17 protein-coding genes are annotated in these 14,706 nt (G+C 67.4%); 8 read left to right on the top strand and 9 right to left on the bottom strand.

What is annotated here, in order from left to right; translation table 11 throughout:
* Positions 1–3 precede the first annotated feature (3 nt).
* The 9 genes from EDD30_RS31970 to EDD30_RS32010 form a co-directional block, all read right to left on the bottom strand.
* Positions 4–1,803, bottom strand: a complete 1,800-nt coding sequence (locus tag EDD30_RS31970) for a replication initiator (protein ID WP_071806116.1) — start codon at positions 1,801–1,803, stop codon at positions 4–6.
* The gene (locus tag EDD30_RS31975) at positions 1,800–2,810 is read right to left on the bottom strand and encodes a hypothetical protein (RefSeq protein WP_071806115.1); all 1,011 of its coding nucleotides are present in this window, start codon (positions 2,808–2,810) and stop codon (positions 1,800–1,802) included. The genes EDD30_RS31970 and EDD30_RS31975 overlap by 4 nt, the downstream gene beginning before the upstream one ends.
* Complete coding sequence (locus EDD30_RS31980; protein WP_071806114.1) at positions 2,807–3,091, bottom strand: hypothetical protein; 285 nt, start codon at positions 3,089–3,091, stop codon at positions 2,807–2,809. Before EDD30_RS31980 ends, EDD30_RS31975 begins: the two co-directional genes overlap by 4 nt.
* Complete coding sequence (locus EDD30_RS41830; RefSeq protein ID WP_071806113.1) at positions 3,088–3,765, bottom strand: hypothetical protein; 678 nt, start codon at positions 3,763–3,765, stop codon at positions 3,088–3,090. The genes EDD30_RS31980 and EDD30_RS41830 overlap by 4 nt, the downstream gene beginning before the upstream one ends.
* A complete protein-coding gene (locus EDD30_RS31990; protein WP_071806112.1) occupies positions 3,762–4,406 on the bottom strand; it encodes a DUF6197 family protein in 645 nt (214 codons plus the stop codon). Before EDD30_RS31990 ends, EDD30_RS41830 begins: the two co-directional genes overlap by 4 nt.
* Before the next feature lie 120 nt (positions 4,407–4,526).
* The gene (locus EDD30_RS31995; RefSeq protein WP_071808252.1) at positions 4,527–4,907 is read right to left on the bottom strand and encodes a hypothetical protein; all 381 of its coding nucleotides are present in this window, start codon (positions 4,905–4,907) and stop codon (positions 4,527–4,529) included.
* A 71-nt stretch (positions 4,908–4,978) separates the two neighbouring features.
* Positions 4,979–5,896, bottom strand: coding sequence for an FtsK/SpoIIIE domain-containing protein (locus EDD30_RS32000; RefSeq protein WP_123678624.1), 918 nt, complete (start codon positions 5,894–5,896; stop codon positions 4,979–4,981).
* A gap of 10 nt (positions 5,897–5,906) precedes the next feature.
* Entirely contained in the window at positions 5,907–6,362 is a 456-nt protein-coding gene (locus EDD30_RS32005) for a single-stranded DNA-binding protein (protein WP_071808254.1), read from the bottom strand.
* 63 nt (positions 6,363–6,425) lie between these two features.
* Positions 6,426–7,253: a hypothetical protein gene (locus tag EDD30_RS32010; RefSeq protein WP_143162918.1), complete on the bottom strand. Its 828-nt coding sequence runs from the start codon at positions 7,251–7,253 to the stop codon at positions 6,426–6,428.
* A 353-nt stretch (positions 7,254–7,606) separates the two neighbouring features.
* Here EDD30_RS32010 and EDD30_RS32015 point away from each other — a divergent pair, with 353 nt between their 5' ends.
* The 8 genes from EDD30_RS32015 (at position 7,607) to EDD30_RS32050 (ending at position 14,678) form a co-directional block, all read left to right on the top strand.
* A complete protein-coding gene (locus tag EDD30_RS32015; RefSeq protein ID WP_123678625.1) occupies positions 7,607–8,587 on the top strand; it encodes an NsdA family TPR-like regulatory protein in 981 nt (326 codons plus the stop codon).
* Positions 8,588–8,664: 77 nt separating this feature from the next.
* Complete coding sequence (locus EDD30_RS32020; RefSeq protein ID WP_280526127.1) at positions 8,665–9,129, top strand: winged helix-turn-helix domain-containing protein; 465 nt, start codon at positions 8,665–8,667, stop codon at positions 9,127–9,129.
* Positions 9,093–9,713, top strand: a complete 621-nt coding sequence (locus EDD30_RS32025) for a transposase (RefSeq protein WP_244945117.1) — start codon at positions 9,093–9,095, stop codon at positions 9,711–9,713. The genes EDD30_RS32020 and EDD30_RS32025 overlap by 37 nt, the downstream gene beginning before the upstream one ends.
* Before the next feature lie 126 nt (positions 9,714–9,839).
* Positions 9,840–10,544 carry a creatininase family protein gene (locus EDD30_RS32030; RefSeq protein WP_071806839.1) on the top strand — a complete coding sequence of 235 codons (705 nt, stop codon included), beginning with the start codon at positions 9,840–9,842 and terminating at the stop codon, positions 10,542–10,544.
* 124 nt (positions 10,545–10,668) lie between these two features.
* Positions 10,669–11,043 (top strand): hypothetical protein, encoded by a 375-nt coding sequence (locus EDD30_RS32035; RefSeq protein ID WP_143162787.1) that lies wholly within the window; start codon positions 10,669–10,671, stop codon positions 11,041–11,043.
* Positions 11,040–12,140: a WXG100 family type VII secretion target gene (locus EDD30_RS32040; RefSeq protein ID WP_071806837.1), complete on the top strand. Its 1,101-nt coding sequence runs from the start codon at positions 11,040–11,042 to the stop codon at positions 12,138–12,140. Before EDD30_RS32035 ends, EDD30_RS32040 begins: the two co-directional genes overlap by 4 nt.
* The gene (locus tag EDD30_RS32045; RefSeq protein WP_071806836.1) at positions 12,133–12,426 is read left to right on the top strand and encodes a hypothetical protein; all 294 of its coding nucleotides are present in this window, start codon (positions 12,133–12,135) and stop codon (positions 12,424–12,426) included. Before EDD30_RS32040 ends, EDD30_RS32045 begins: the two co-directional genes overlap by 8 nt.
* 575 nt (positions 12,427–13,001) lie before the next feature.
* A complete protein-coding gene (locus EDD30_RS32050) occupies positions 13,002–14,678 on the top strand; it encodes an ISAzo13 family transposase (protein WP_123678626.1) in 1,677 nt (558 codons plus the stop codon).
* The last annotated feature ends 28 nt before the right edge of the window (positions 14,679–14,706 follow it).

Raw genomic sequence — 14,706 nt, forward strand, 5'->3', positions numbered from 1 at the left:
CGATCACGCGGCCAGGGTGGTCCGGGCTTGCCTGGCGGCTTCGGCGTGTTCTCGGGCCATCGCGGCGGAGGTGTTGGCGAGCATGGCGTCGGCGGTGGTGTGCCAGCCGGCGCCCACGAACTGCAGGAAGTTGACGACCAATGTCGTTGGCTCCATGGCGGTTTCGATGGCCTCGGGGGCACTGGTCTGCGCGCGGCGAAAGAAGATGCGTTGTTCGCGGAGCAGTGCGAAGGTGACGCTGTGACGGCGAGACTTGGTGAGGAAGTGCCCGCCGAAGCCGAGCATGTGCGCCCAACGCCGCAACCGCGGCCCGGGGTCGGTCGCACGATGCCGGGCTTGCGACTGTCCGGCGTGGACGGCCGCGGCGGCCCGGGCTGCGGCCGCGGTCTGGGCCGAACAGGTGGGGCAGGTGCGCAGCCGGGTGCGGTTGGCGCAGGCCGGGCAGATCCACGGCGCGCGTAAGGCCGCGCCGGTCGTAGCGGTGCGTACCGGCAGCAGATCGACGTGGGGCCGGGTTGCGGGTTGGCCGGTGTCGCCGAGGCGCCAACAGGCGGCGATCAGCCGTTCCGTGTGGCTGCCGTGCGGGTCGGCAAACAGGCCGATGGTGTCCTCGTCCAGGCGGGCCGAGGTGTGGCCGGTGATCTCGGTGGATTTGGTGGCGTACTTGGCCAGGTAGGCGGCGACCTGCGCGTCGGTCACCTCGCCCTCGGCGGCCACGGTGATCACTTTGGTGTGCACCTGGTCGCCCCAGCCGATCGCCCAGCCGCCGGGTCGGGATGGGTGCGGGTCGGTGGTGAAGCAGACCCTCTTCGCGGTGTGGTCGATGGCGGCGATCAGGTCGGCGGTGTCCAGTCCGGGCGGGGGCGGCAGGATGGCATCGGGGGTGTCGGGGTGGTAGCCGTCCAGGCGGATGATGGCGTGGAAGTGCACGACGCCGCGGCGTTGCATCTCGGCGGCTTTGCCGAACGACAGCCGCCACGGCGGCACCAGCCGCGACCGTTGCTTGCCGGTGCTGTCGACGTAGTAGATGCGGAACTCGGGGATGCCGCGGTGACGGGCCAGGCGCCGTAGGTAGCGGTGGATGGCGATGGTGGTGCGCCGCCACAGTTCGCCGGCCATCACGTTCCACACGGCCTGGGTGTCGTAGTCGTAGCAGTCGCGGCATAGCGGCGTCCCGAGCCGCTGGTCGTCGCCGGCGTGCCGGACGAAGCACACGAGGCGGACGCCGTGCGGGCAGACGGTCAGGGCGCGGCGGGCGTGGCACGGGTCGGGGCGGCAGTCGCAGTCCTTTCGGCGGGCGCAGGTGTGCCGTTTGATGGCGCGGGTGTGGACCTCACCGAAGCTGGGTGCGGTGAAGGTGGGGAAGACCGCCGGGTGGTGGGCGACCTGTTCGGGTACGCCCTTGCCGCCGACCAGCCCGGCGCGGACGACTTGGTAGGCGTCGCGCTGGTACAGCTTCGAGCAGGAGGGGCAGACGGATTCGCGGCGGTTGCCGCAGGGCTTGTAGATGACTCCGTCGGGCATGTCCGCCGTTGATCGTTCAGCAAGGAGACGGCTGGTGGCGGCTTCGATGGTGGCGATGGTGCCGGCGAGCCGGATCGGGCGGGTGCAGGCGGCGGCGGTTTTGACGTGGGCGAGCCAGGCTTCGTAGTCCGGGCGGGCGGCGCGGGCGATGGCCTGCAGGCGCACGTCGGTGGAGCGGCGCCACCAGGCGGGAACGCTCGGGTATGTGTCCGGCTTCGCGTAGGGGGCCGCACCCGAAGCGGGTGCTTCGGGTACGACGCTCAACGTGGAGACGGTCACCGGGCCGCCTTGCTCGGACGGTTGCCGTTGACGGTCGGGATCGGTGTGGTGGGGCTGTTGGGGCCGAGGTCGAGCACGGCCAGGGCCTGGGTTGCTTGTTCGGAGTTGACCCGCAGGCGGGCGGCGAGCTGACCTGCTTTGATCGGAACACCGTGTTCGGTGCGGTACTGCGTGGCGATCTCGCGGGCCTTGACCAGCAGGGCCGGGTCGACGGCGTACGGCAGGGACAGCTGTGCGGGCTCCGGCTCGGTGACAGGAAGGTCGGTGGCGGGAGCGGCCAGCGGCTTCGCCGTGGTCGTCTGCTCGGTCGTGCGGGGTCGGGGCTTCGAGGTGCCCGCAGTAGACGCCCGGTCGGTGGTCGGTCGTAGCGGGAGGCTCGTCGGGCTTGCGGTGACCCGGGCGGCAACCTGTGCCGGGGTCGGCACGATATCGGTCCGGGAGGCCGTCACGGGTTCCGGCGTCGCTGCCGGTGGCGTGGGCGGCTTCGGGTCGGCCGCCGGTGGCGGCGCGGCGAGGTGCGGCGCCGGGTCGGCGGGCGGGGTTGGGGCCGGGAGCCGAACGAGGTTCGGCCCGGCCGGGGTGGATACGGATTCGGTGTGCTTGTGGGTGACGGTGGCCAGCAGCGCACCGGCCGACATGACCATGAGCCCGTCGACAGCGAGCGGGCCGAGCACACACACGACGGGCTCTTCGCCGTAGAAGTCGAGGAGCCCGGACAGGTGCCGGTACGACACCAGCGCAGCCACGGCGGCGACAGGCAGCATGCCCGCCCAGCGCAGCAGTTGCCAGATCCGCCCGAACGGCCAGGCCACCCGGGTCAGGATCTCGGTGGTCACGAACAACGCGACCGGCCAGAAAACGGCACCGATGACGGCACCGAGGTTCGGGCTCCACCCGTCGGTCGCACCCGCGGGTGGGACGTAGGAGTGGGCGATGTTCGCCGCGATCGACACGATGCCGCCCAGGGCGGCACCGATGTAGGCCCAGCCACGGCCAGTAATGGTCATGACCGTGTCCGGCGTCGGTCGGCCAGGTCGTTACGCAGCAGGGTGAACCCGATGATCATCGGGTTGCTGAGGTGGTGCGTGGTGCGTGCCCACTCCTGGACGTCCTTGACCTCGTCCATGGTGGTGATCCGCCGGGAGAGGTGGACCTCGACCTGCATGGTCCGCAGGCCCCTCGGCTCCATCGACATGATGGCGACGAAGTAGTGGAACGGCCGAGCCGGATCGCTCTGCCCGGTCGTCTGGGAGTGGCGGTTGGTGGTGTGGGATTGGTTGTTGTTCATGACGCTGAGTCCTTTCCAGAGAGATCGAACAGTGATGCGGGCCGGTCCGGAATCAGCGCGGTGAAGGCCGCCTGCCGGACCGCCGTTGCCCGAGGGGATCGGGACTTGGTGGTGAGCAGGTCGGCGAACTGGACAGGGGACAATCGCGCCACCGCGTCGTCGTCTTCGTGGCGGCGCCGGCGCAGCAGCGGCCGGACGGTGGCGGTGGTGGGGCAATCGCAGACCCCGTCGGGGTAGCGGTAGCCGCAGCCCGGACACACACTGGCGGCCGGACTACCGGGGTGATGGTCGGCGAACACCTGCACCAGGGTCGCCACGCTGACGCCCAGACCGGTCTGAAGGAGCCGGCGGTCCAGGGCACCGCGGTCGGTCCGGTCGCCGTAGCGCATCTGTGCGGCCTGCTTGGATACGCCAAGCCGGTCGGCGATCTCGGACCAGGAGTAGGAATACGGGGCCTTTCGTAGCCCGGCGACGGCCAGGCGGGTCACCGCGTCGACCTCGCTCGACAACTGCGAGAGGGACTGAAGTGCTTCGACGTCGCCGACGGCGACGCGGCGGGCGTACGCCCGCAGAATCCGGCGCACGAACGCGTCGAACTCCGGGTTCTCCACCTCACGCTTCGACCGCTTACGCGGTTTCGGCGTCAAGGCGGGCTTGACGGTGTTCTTGCTCATTCGGCGTCACCGCCGAACAGCTGTGCCCTGCGAGCGTCGTCGGCGTGGACGATGCGCAGGGCGTCGATGAGTTCCGCTGCCGGTATCGCGGCCGCCCGGCGGAGCACGTCGGTGACCTGGCCGGCGGTGCGGCCGTGGGCGTCGTTGAACTCGTATGCCTGGCTGCCGTCCATGACCAGCAGGTACCGGTCGAGGTGCAGCACGGCCTCTTCGAAGTCGAGGAAGCCGGGGTCGTCGAAGTGCTGCGCCGGGGCTTCGACCGGTCCGCCGTAGCAGACCATGCCGATGGCGCCGACCATGTCGGCCGCCGGGGTGAACACCGTGGCGGACAGGTCGTAGTAGGCGCCTTGGATCCAGCCGTGTCGTTGCAGGTACAGGGCAGCAAGGCGCAGCACCATCGCGGCCGTGCCCGGGGCCTCGCCGGTGTCGGCAAGGGCCTTGAGCCCGGCGTCGGTGACGACGTAGCCGTCCGGCTCCGGGTTGTCCGGCAGGGTCACCGGCCGGGCCGCTGTCGCGATAGCCGAGCCGACCCAGGCGCGGAACCGGTTGTCGTCGGTCAGTAGACCGGCGAGCCAGCCCGCCGGGCCGTCCGCGTCGTGGCCGGGTTGCGGGGTGCTGTTCTGGTGGTGGGTAGGGTTCATCGTGCCGACTCCTTCCGTCGGATGTGGGTTGGTGATGGGGCGGCGGCACCAGTTCGCTTTGGTCGGTGGACCTGGTGTCGTCCGCTCGGACCGAGGTCCGCGGTTGTAGGTATTGGTTGGTCAGTGCCAGTGCTGCACGACGGTGATGCAGCGGTGACCGCCGACCGCGAGGGCGGCGATGATGGCGATCAGTACCGGCACGGCGAGGGCGCCGAGGCCGATGCCGGTCCACAGCAGCCAACCCGCCGCGATGAGCAGGCCGAGCACGGCGAGGCCGAGGACGGCGCCGAAGCCGAGCCAGAAGTGGCGGACCTTGCGGTCGCGTTCGGCGATGGCCGCCTGGCGGGCCTTCCACTGGGCGTAGAGGGCGTCGTGCTGGCGCTGCCGGGCGGCGAGCTGGGCCGGGTTCATCGGGTAGGCCACCTCGGCCGGGGTGGACGGGTCGACGTAGTGCACGACCCGCGGTACGGGGGGCCGGGTGGCCGGGAGACGCTTGACCATGGATTGATCTCCTTCGATAGATGTGGGTGGATTCCAGCCCGCCTCGGTTGCGGGGTGGTCAGGGTGGCTCGTCAGGCCGCCGCCGGGACCGCCCGCAACGCGCGACGGTCGGCAGCGGTGACGGTGGCGCGCATATCGGCCGCGTAGGCGGCGATGGCCGCGCAGGTGCGGTCATCCAGGTAGGCGGTCTTCACCAGCTGCGGGCTGCCGCCTTCGGCGATGAGCAGACCCGCGCCGGGGTTGTTCGGACTGATCGAGTTGGCCGACCAGTTCTTCTGCGCCCACCCGTGCCCGAGGACGATGTCCGAGCTGCTGTCGTTGGTGCAGCGCCCGGCGAAGCGCCACGCGAACAGGTCCCGCAGCGACGTCGGGATGATGTCGCTGGAGGGGCGTTGGGTGGCGGCGATGACGATGATGCCGACCGCCCGGCCCCGGGCGACCAGGTCACGCAGCAGCGCCGCGAACTCTTCGCGCTGCCGCTTGTCCCCGATCGTGGCCGAGTAGTAGGCGATCTCGTCGATCGCGACCACGTAGGGCAGGAACGCGTCCGGTACCCAGATGATCTCACCAGTGACCGGTGAAAGGGTCTGGATCTTCTCGACGACCTTGCGGCGTTCGCAGTCGAGCAGGAACGCGTACCGGTTGTCCATCATCTTCTGCAACTTGGTCAGCAGGACCAGTGCCTGGACGATGTTCGGGCCGACGAACGCGTCGGCGCATTTACGCCACTGGCCGAGTTCGACCTGCTTGCCGTCCAGCAGGATCAGCCTGCAGTTCGCGCACAGCGCCGCGTAGGCGACGAGCACGTTCAGCAGCGCCGACTTACCCGCGCCGGGCTCGCCGCCGATCAGCAGGTTGCGCCAGATCAGCCGGATCAGCACCGGCATGCCGAACTCGTCGATCCCGATCGGGACCGGGTCGAAGATTGACAGGGGCAGGCCAGGCTTGACCGGCCCCAGTGTGGTGTTCGCAGCGAGGACGGGTGGCACAGCTCAGCCCTCAGGCCGCCGCCGCAGAAGCCGGAGCGGCGATGCTCCAGGCGTCGTCCTGCGGCGCGTCGGGGATGAACCCGTCGCTCTTGCTGCTGCGGTGCATCCGCTGCACCTTGGCCTGAGCAAAGCGCAGGCTCGGGCCGATCTCATCGACGTCCAGGCCGTACGCCGAGCGCTTCTCCTTGGTCTCCTTGTCCTCCCACCGCGACAGCTTCAGACGGCCGCAGACGAGGACGCGGGTGCCCTTGGTCAGCGACTCGGCGATGTGCTCGGCCAGGTCGCGCCAGCCGGTGCAGGTCAGGAACAGCGGGTCGCCGTCCTTCCACTCGCCCGACTGGCGGTCGAGGGTGCGCGGCGTGGACGCGATGGTGAACTTCACCATCGCGGTGCCATTCGGCAGGAACCGCAGTTCCGGGTCGGCGGTGAGGTTGCCGACCATGGTGATCGTGGTTTCGTTCGCCATCTCAGTTCTCCTTGTCGGTGATGGCTTGCCACTGGACTTGCCCAGGCACCCGGACGTGGGAGGTCATCGGCGACCACCACGCGGCGGTTCGGGTGCCGGGTCTTCGATGTCGGCCAGCTCAAGGCCGACCGGCGGCACGGCCGGCGACACCGGCACATCCGCCTGGTTGTTGAGCAGGCCGGGGATCAGCAGCGCCAACGGCGAATCGATCCGGCCCGCAAGCGGGTCACGACGGGCGATGTCGACACGCAGCAGAGCGGCGTACCGCTCCGACGCGGGTGCGATCCGGACCTGCTTGGCGATGCACACCACCGCGATCAGCGGCGCCTTACCCTCCAGGGCTTCCAGCGACAGGCCCGGACGCAGCCACAACCACACCCGCTCACCCGCAGGCGTCGGACGCGCCCACAACAACAACGGCAACGCCACCGGACGCGGGCCACCCGTGCGCACCACAGCACGGGCCAAGGTGGCGAAGTACAACCGCAGCCGGTGACGCACCACCAGGCACCACGCCCACGCCCACACGAACTGCCGCACCCGGCGCGGCACCAGGCATCCGAGAGCCGCGACCAGTGCGACCGCCGACGCGAGCCACGAACTGGTCAGATGAGCCAGCGTCACCCAACCGCCTACCGCGCCCACCGCAGCCGTGATCTCGATCGACCACCACCACAGCACTCGCAGTACCGGCCAAATTCGTACCAGCACCGCCGCCACCACGGCACACACGACACCGGCCAGCGCGCCTATCGCCACCGCCAACAGCAGCGGGCAGAACACGCTCGACACCGCCGTCACCAACGTATCCGACGTCAGACCCACGACCACAGCCGTGACGCCCGCACGCCGTGCGTACCACTGCGACTCCGGTGCATCCACGATCGCCACCGTGCCGATCGCAGAGCTGTCAACCAGTCGTCTCACCATTCCAAGGCCTCCCTTCGCTATTTCGTCGGGATCCATAAGACGACGGCGAAGATCGGCGATGTCAGATGATGGAAGTTGACAGCCGCTGATTGAACGAGTTAACCGGTGCGCGACCAGGGTCAATGTGTGCACACTGGACGCGTCCGCTCGAGAGGAACTCGGCATGGCTTACGGAATGTCAGTCCGCGCTGCAACACCCTTGCAGGCTGCTCGCCTGGAGCTTGGCTGGAAGCAGGACCCAGACGATCCGAGCTCTCCGGAAGGCTGCCGCTGCATCCGGTGCGCAAGTCGCTACGCCGAGCAGCCTGAAGACGATGCTCTCGCGCTGGGAGAACGGGCTGCGGCTCCGCGATCCGCTGTACCAGCGGCTGCTCTGCCAGGTCTATTGCCAGACTCCGGACGAGCTCGGTTTCACAGCGGGTGATGTTGAGCTTCCCGCTCGATCTCACCTCGCGCCGCCGGTAGGACCCGAGATGGTGCAGTATTTTCGGAATGTTTTTGCAGAGCATCTGCGCGCCGATAACTTGATGGGCCCGAGCCACTTAGTCGACGTCGTCAGGGCTCAGGCCGCACTACTCGACCAGATGTTGCCCAATGCGCGTGACAGCGTCCGCGACGAGCTACTTCTGCTGGCGCTTCGCTATAACGAGTTCACTGGATGGCTCTATCAGGATGCGTGCACCGCTGAACAGGCGATGAGGTTCACCGACCGCTCTATGGACTATGCACTGGAAATCGGCCGGGCCTCCGAAACGTCCTACGTGCTGATGCGCAAGGCGGACATCGCCGCCGACCAGGACAAGCCGGAGCGAGTGATCGGCCTGACGGACGCCGCGCTTCGCGGTCCTGGGAAACTCTCGCCGAGAAGCCGAGCGCTCATACTGCGTTTGCGCGGGCGCGCTCACGCCCGACTCGGCGACGCCGGAGAGTGTGAACGGGCACTCGACGCAGCCCGGGCAGACGTCGAACGCGACCACGAGCCGGACGGCCTCACGGACTACTGCACGCCCGCCTACATCGGCATGGAAGCCGCGAGCTGCTGGAGCAGACTTGAGCAGTTCGGCAAGGCGATCGCGGCCTATGAGCAGAGCCTGAGCGCCTGGCCGGCGGAGCTTCGTCGAGATCAGGGTCTCTGCCTCGCGAGACTCAGCTACGCGTACGCCGCCAGCGAGGATGTCCAGCGCGCATGTGTCCAGGGACGCCAAGCCGTTGACATCGTTCGGGCCGCACCATCGGGCCGGGCACTCGGCGAACTTCAGCGTCTGCGCGTTCAGCTACAGAGGTTGAATAGCTGAGGTTCTCGGCGTGGCGGCGTGATAGATCTCGATGGGTTCGGTAGGCCGAAGGGATGAGGTATCCGGCTGGTGGTGGCATGAACGCGGCAGCCCGGGTCCGGCGTGAGAAGGTTCGGATCCAGGCTGCGGCCATGTTCGCCGAATCCCAAACGACCGCGCAGATTGCGTCTGAGCTGCGAGTTTCCGAGAAATCAGTACGCCAGTGGCGTCGACGGTGGACGGCCGGCGGGACGGCGGCTCTGGCGTCGGCCGGCCCTGGCGGCTCGGACTGCAAACTCTCCGGCGACCAGCAGAAACAGTTGATCGAGATGCTCGATGACGGCCCGGTCGTGCACGGCTGGGACGACGCCCGCTGGACCCTCGCCAGGGTCGCGGAGCTGATCGAGCGTCGCTTCGAGATCACCTACACGCTGCGCGGAGTGTCGTATCTGCTGCACCGCATCGGCTACAGCCAGCAGGTTCCCACTCGTCGGGCGATCGAACGCGACCCTCAGGCGATCGCTACGTGGCATCGCCGGCGGTGGCCGTCGGTAAGAGGTTAGCGGCGGCTCAGGGCGCGGGGATCTGTTTCCAGGACGAGGCGGGCCAGGTGATGCGGCCGCCGGTGGCCAAGACCTGGGCCCGGCGCGGGCACACTCCCGTGGTCGAGGTCTCCGGCAAGGGCTCCGGGCGGGTCTCGATTGCCGGGCTGGTCTGCCTCAAGCCCGGACACCGCGGCCGGTTGATGTGGCGCACGAGGCTGCACCGAAACCGCAAAGGTGAGCGTGGCAGTTTCAGCGAGGACGACTACATCGCCTTCCTCGATCAGGCCCACCAACGCTTGCGGGCACCGATCGTGCTGATCTGGGACAACCTGAACACCCACGTCAGCGTCCGGATGCGGGAACTGATCACGGCCCGGAGGTGGCTGACCGTGATCCGGTTACCCGCCTACGCCCCGGACCTCAACCCGGCCGAGGGCGTCTGGCGGTGGATGAAACGCGGCCTGACCAACACCGCCGCCCGCGGCGTCGACCACCTCGCCGACCTCGTCAAACGTCGGCTACGCGCCTGCCAGCAACAAACCGATCTCCTCGCTGGCTTCTTCGCCGGCACCGGCATGACCCTCGACCCCGAGCCACCGTGACGACTCGAACCTCAGCCTTTCAACCTCTGTAGCGCCGTGGCGGCGTGATGCGGAAGTATCCGATCTGAGCGACCGGATCCGCAGCCTGTTCCGCCCGGCCGCGTAGCTACGAGGAGCCCGGCTTTGATCGATCTGATTACCACGGCGACATCGAGGGACGAATCCGATCGAGACGCGCCGGTCGCGCTGCTGCCCGTCGGTAGCTTCGAGCAGCATGGCGATTACCTTCCCCTCGCCACGGACACGATCGTTGCAGGCCTGATCGGTAGGGAGGTCGCGCGTCGATACTCCGTCCTCCTGCTGCCGCCGATCACGATCTCCTGTTCGCACGAGCACGCCGGGTGGCGAGGAACCGTCAGCATCAGCGCCCGGACCTTGCATCAGGTCGTCACCGACATTGCCGACTCTCTCGCAGCGAGCGGGGTGGAACGCTTGGTGATCATCAGTGGTCACGGTGGTAACTACGTGTTGAGCAACGTTGCGCAGGAGGCCTCCGTCAGCGGCCCGCGAGTTGCTGTCTTCCCTCAGGGTCAGGAGTGGCACCAGGCTCGGCAGGACGCCGGAATGGAGACGGACGGCCACGAGGACATGCATGCAGGCGAGCTGGAGACCTCGCTGCTGCTGGCCTACTGCCCCGAGGTAGTTCGCCCGGGTAATGAGTCGGCTGACTGGACCTCCGAGCGGCCGCACCTGCTCACTCTTGGCATGGCGGCGTACACGAAGTCCGGGGTTGTTGGTCGCCCATCGCTGGGCACAGCGGAGAAGGGTGTCCGTGCGATGACCAGCCTCGTGCGCACCTTCGCTTCCACTTACTCTCTCATGACCGAATAGGGCACGTTTCGCAGCCCTAACGGCTGAAGGAGTTCTCATCCTTGCCGTCGGGGCTCCGTTACTGTCAGTCGCGAGCGCTCCCGTGATCTTCTCCGTGCGGTGATCCATTGCTATGGTCGCCGCCATGGCTCGGGGGAAACGCAAGGGCGGCAGGACGCGACCGCAGCGAACGGAGCAAGAGCAGCAGGCTGCAGCGGGGGAGTACCGGGAAGCGGTCGATGCTTTCCAGCGGTCCGCGTTCTGGAACCTGCGGACCAGGATCGCCAACGTCGGCATCGTGATCGGCGCCCTGGCGCTGCTTGCGGTCGTGCTCGGCAGCGCCGACGGTGCCCGGCTCTCGCCCACCCTGCTCTGCGTTCTCGGCGGCGTCTGCGGTGCTGCGGTGTACTTCAGCCGCCCGTACCCGAGCATGGTCAAGTACCTGCTCATCGCCTCGGTGGGATTCCTGGTTCTGGGCATCTTGGGCCTGGTCCTGGTCGTGCAGGTGCTCGGCCGTTGATCCTGTCCGTCGAACCGAGCGCACTGACCAGCTACGCCCGCCAGCTCGACCGGGCCCGCGAGGACGTCAGCACCATCAAGGCCTACATCGCCAAGAACGCCGAGGGTGGCACCGGAGGCGAGCTGATCTCGATCGCCCGCGAAGGCCATACACACGCCGTCGAGGTCATCGACGGCACCTTCTACCGGCTCGCCTGTTTGCTGGAAACGTCGTCGCCGGAGTTGGACAAGGCCGCGGACTACTACCAGCGCACCGATCTGGTTGCCGCTGCTCGGGTGGACGGCACGCTGCCGCCCGGGCGTGGCCAGTGCCCGACACCGCTGGAGTACGAGCTCGCGTCGAACGTCTGCAAGCCGGGCCTGTTCGCCGACCCGCGTTTTCCCGAGAGCCACCTCAAGCCGCCACCAGAGCCGGAGAACCCGAGCAACCCGCTGGGCTGGATGGACTACCTGAGCCTCAGCTCGTGGGCAGCCAAGGGCTGCGACATCATCTTCGGCTTCGACCCCATCGGCGAGATGCAGGAGAAGCTGTTCGGCGACTGGGAAGCCCTGGCGAGCATGCAGGCCGTGCTCACCAACTCCGGCTCAGCCCTGCACGACCTGGCCGCCAACATCCAGTCCGGCGCCACGACCTTGCAGTCCACGTGGCGGGGCAATGCCGGCGACACCGCCTACCGCTACTTCACCGACCTGGCGACCGCCGTCGACGCGCTCAAGGACCCACTGAACAAGATCGGCGAGGCCTACCGGGTCATGGCCGAGTCGGTCTGGGCCGCCGGTGAAGCCGTCGGTGGCGCCCTGAAGGGCCTGATCGACTCCGCCGTGGTCGCAGGGATCGCTGCCGCAGCAGGGACCATTACGGCCGAGACCGGCGTCGGCGCTGTGGTGGGTTACGGAATCGCTGGCGTCGAGGTCGCCAATATGCTGCGGCTCTGGGGTGAGGCCACGAAGTTCGCGCAGAACGCCACCGCGGCGGTCCTGCTTTTCCGCTCCGTACTCACTGGCACTTTGAGTGACCTTGAGATGGTGAAACTGCCTGTCATCGGCGGCGGTGCCGGCTACGACCACCCACTCGCCGGAGCGGGCCAGCATGGCTGACGAACTGTTCGAGATGGCACACGGCAACCCGAAGCTCGCACGGGCCCTGCACGAGAATCTGCAAACCCTCGCTGACCACGGCAACGAAAAGCTCCGCGAGATGGCCGGAGCGGTCCTCGACGGCGGCTCACTCCGCGAACTCGCGCTGAGCGACACCTACGGGGAAGAGATTGGCTCGGCGTTCGACACTTTCTGGCACCGCTACCAAGCGATGCCCAGCGAAGAGCGCGCTGAACTCGACAGCCTCGCCCGAGAGCGCTTCTACGAAGCACCTGAGAATTACTGACGCCTGAGGTTGATCTCTGCTTCCCGACTCATCGGGCACGAGTCGAGCACGACGTCCTCGGCCTGGCTCGACTCGCGCACTGCCAGCGCGAGGATGTCCAGGAGGTTCCGTTCGAGTTTGGACGGAGCGGGCGTCTCGGCCCTTCCTCCCGCACCGCCACCGACCATGCTTAGCGGGGCAACGGGACGTGCCTGGCCGATTCTTGATGGCCCTTGCTATTCGGTAACCGTGCACGCAGTCGCTGGTAAAATACTCGCGAGATTGTACTTGGCTACAGAGGCGGAAGAAGGGCCTTGATCAGGACGAACTGGAGAGTAGATGACACTAAACCTTACGGCCGTCGCCCCATGGATGGTTATCCAGTCGTCAGACTTTCGCTTAACCGGAACCAGGGAAGAGAACGCCGCCCAAAAACAGTTCGTCCTAGTGTACTTTCGATGGTCTGCACTGTTGTGCTACACCGGAATTGCAAAGTGGAGGACGCACGACACCGCAGCCTGGTTGACCGACGTTCTCACTAAGAGCTTGCCGAGGTTTAAGGCGTAGCTTCCGGGATTCTTGTTCGTTGATCTGTTATGGCGGTCTCGGATGAGGTTCGGTCGATGTTGGCGGCGAAGTTCGAGGTGATTTTGCCGCATCTGGACGAGCGGCAGCGGCGGTTGCTGCTGGCAGCTGAGGCTCGGGCGCTCGGCCATGGCGGCATCCGGGCGGTGGCGCAAGCCGCCGGGATGCGTGAGGCGACGGTGTCTGCCGGCGTCGATGAACTGGAGTCGGGCGCGCCGTCGCTGGGCCGGGCGCGACGCCCGGGTGGAGGCCGCAAACGGGTTGTTGAGCTGGATCCGGGTTTGCGGACGGCGTTGCTGGCGCTGGTCGAGCCGGATGAACGTGGTGATCCGATGGTGGCCCTGCGGTGGACGACGAAGTCGACCCGCAAGCTGGCCGATGAGTTGACCCGGCAAGGTCATCGAGTCAGCGCGGACACCGTCGCCGGCCTGCTGCGTGATGAAGGCTTCAGCCTGCAGGCCAACACCAAGACCCTTGAAGGTCGCCAGCATCCCGACCGCGACGCTCAGTTTCGCTACATCAGCGCGCAGGTGACCGCTCATCAGAGCACCGCTGATCCGGTGATCAGCGTGGACACCAAGAAGAAGGAACTCGTCGGCGCGTTCAGCAACCCGGGCCGGCAGTGGCGACCCAGCGGTAGGCCGCTGGCCACGCAGACCCATGATTTTCCCGGCGACAGCCTGGGCAAGGCGGTGCCCTACGGCATCTACGACCTGACCGCCAACACCGGCTGGGTCAACGTGGGCACCGACCACGACACCGCCGCGTTCGCCGTCCAGTCCATCCGCCGCTGGTGGACCACCGTCGGTCACGACGACTATCCCCACGCCGACCGGCTACTGATCACCGCGGACGCGGGCGGCTCCAACGGCTACCGCACCCGTGCCTGGAAGGCTGAACTCGCCGCACTGGCCGCCGAGACCGGACTACAGATCACCGTCTGCCACTTCCCGCCCGGCACCTCGAAATGGAACAAGATCGAGCACCGTTTGTTCTCGCACATCTCGATGAACTGGCGCGGCCGGCCGCTGACCAGCCACGAGGTCATCGTGCAGTCCATCGCCGCGACCACGACAACAACCGGTCTGCGGGTGCAGGCCCACCTCGACACCGGCTCCTACCCGATCGGCCTGAGCGTCAACGACGCGAACATGATCGCCCTGCCCCTGGCCCGGCACCTGTTCCACGGCGACTGGAACTACACCCTGCATCCCAGCACCAGCCGGCATCACCACCAGAGCGGCCAGCAGGACACCACGGCAGCCACCGAGATCGCGGCTCTGTCGCACCCGCTGCTCACCGGGATGACGCAACAGCAACTCGATGACCTCATCGCTCGCCTGGACATCCTGCGCCACCACCGTCAAAAGACCGCACAGCAACAGGAAATCGACGCAGACAGAAAACCACACCCTGCGCAATCCGGCCGGCCACACCGATTCGGCTTCCCGGACCGTGTCCTGGTCACCATCCTGCATCTACGGCTGGAGCTACCCTGCCGCCGCCTCGCCGCGATGTTCAACAGCAGCAGTGCCACCATCCACAGGACCACCACCGAGATCCGACACCTACTCCACCAGCAAGGCATCACCATCACCCCAGCCAGCACAGCAACCGTCCCAGCCATCCCACCCCGAACCGCCGCGACCCCATCAAACACAACCACGCAGATCAAGACGGCAAGTTAAAAATCTGCACGCCCTAAGCGATGTCTCG

Origin of the sequence: Couchioplanes caeruleus (genome assembly GCF_003751945.1) — a bacterium.
Lineage (GTDB): Bacteria > Actinomycetota > Actinomycetes > Mycobacteriales > Micromonosporaceae > Actinoplanes > Actinoplanes caeruleus.

What these genes read in the sequence shown, in the direction of transcription:
- EDD30_RS32020 (WP_280526127.1), top strand. Translation starts at nt 8,665, where the DNA reads ATGAACGCGGCAGCCCGGGTCCGGCGTGAGAAGGTTCGGATCCAGGCT.
- EDD30_RS41830 (WP_071806113.1), bottom strand. Translation starts at nt 3,765, where the DNA reads ATGAGCAAGAACACCGTCAAGCCCGCCTTGACGCCGAAACCGCGTAAG.
- EDD30_RS32035 (WP_143162787.1), top strand. Translation starts at nt 10,669, where the DNA reads ATGGCTCGGGGGAAACGCAAGGGCGGCAGGACGCGACCGCAGCGAACG.
- EDD30_RS31975 (WP_071806115.1), bottom strand. Translation starts at nt 2,810, where the DNA reads ATGACCATTACTGGCCGTGGCTGGGCCTACATCGGTGCCGCCCTGGGC.
- EDD30_RS32005 (WP_071808254.1), bottom strand. Translation starts at nt 6,362, where the DNA reads ATGGCGAACGAAACCACGATCACCATGGTCGGCAACCTCACCGCCGAC.
- EDD30_RS31980 (WP_071806114.1), bottom strand. Translation starts at nt 3,091, where the DNA reads ATGAACAACAACCAATCCCACACCACCAACCGCCACTCCCAGACGACC.
- EDD30_RS32050 (WP_123678626.1), top strand. Translation starts at nt 13,002, where the DNA reads ATGGCGGTCTCGGATGAGGTTCGGTCGATGTTGGCGGCGAAGTTCGAG.
- EDD30_RS31990 (WP_071806112.1), bottom strand. Translation starts at nt 4,406, where the DNA reads ATGAACCCTACCCACCACCAGAACAGCACCCCGCAACCCGGCCACGAC.
- EDD30_RS31995 (WP_071808252.1), bottom strand. Translation starts at nt 4,907, where the DNA reads ATGGTCAAGCGTCTCCCGGCCACCCGGCCCCCCGTACCGCGGGTCGTG.
- EDD30_RS32015 (WP_123678625.1), top strand. Translation starts at nt 7,607, where the DNA reads ATGCTCTCGCGCTGGGAGAACGGGCTGCGGCTCCGCGATCCGCTGTAC.
- EDD30_RS32045 (WP_071806836.1), top strand. Translation starts at nt 12,133, where the DNA reads ATGGCTGACGAACTGTTCGAGATGGCACACGGCAACCCGAAGCTCGCA.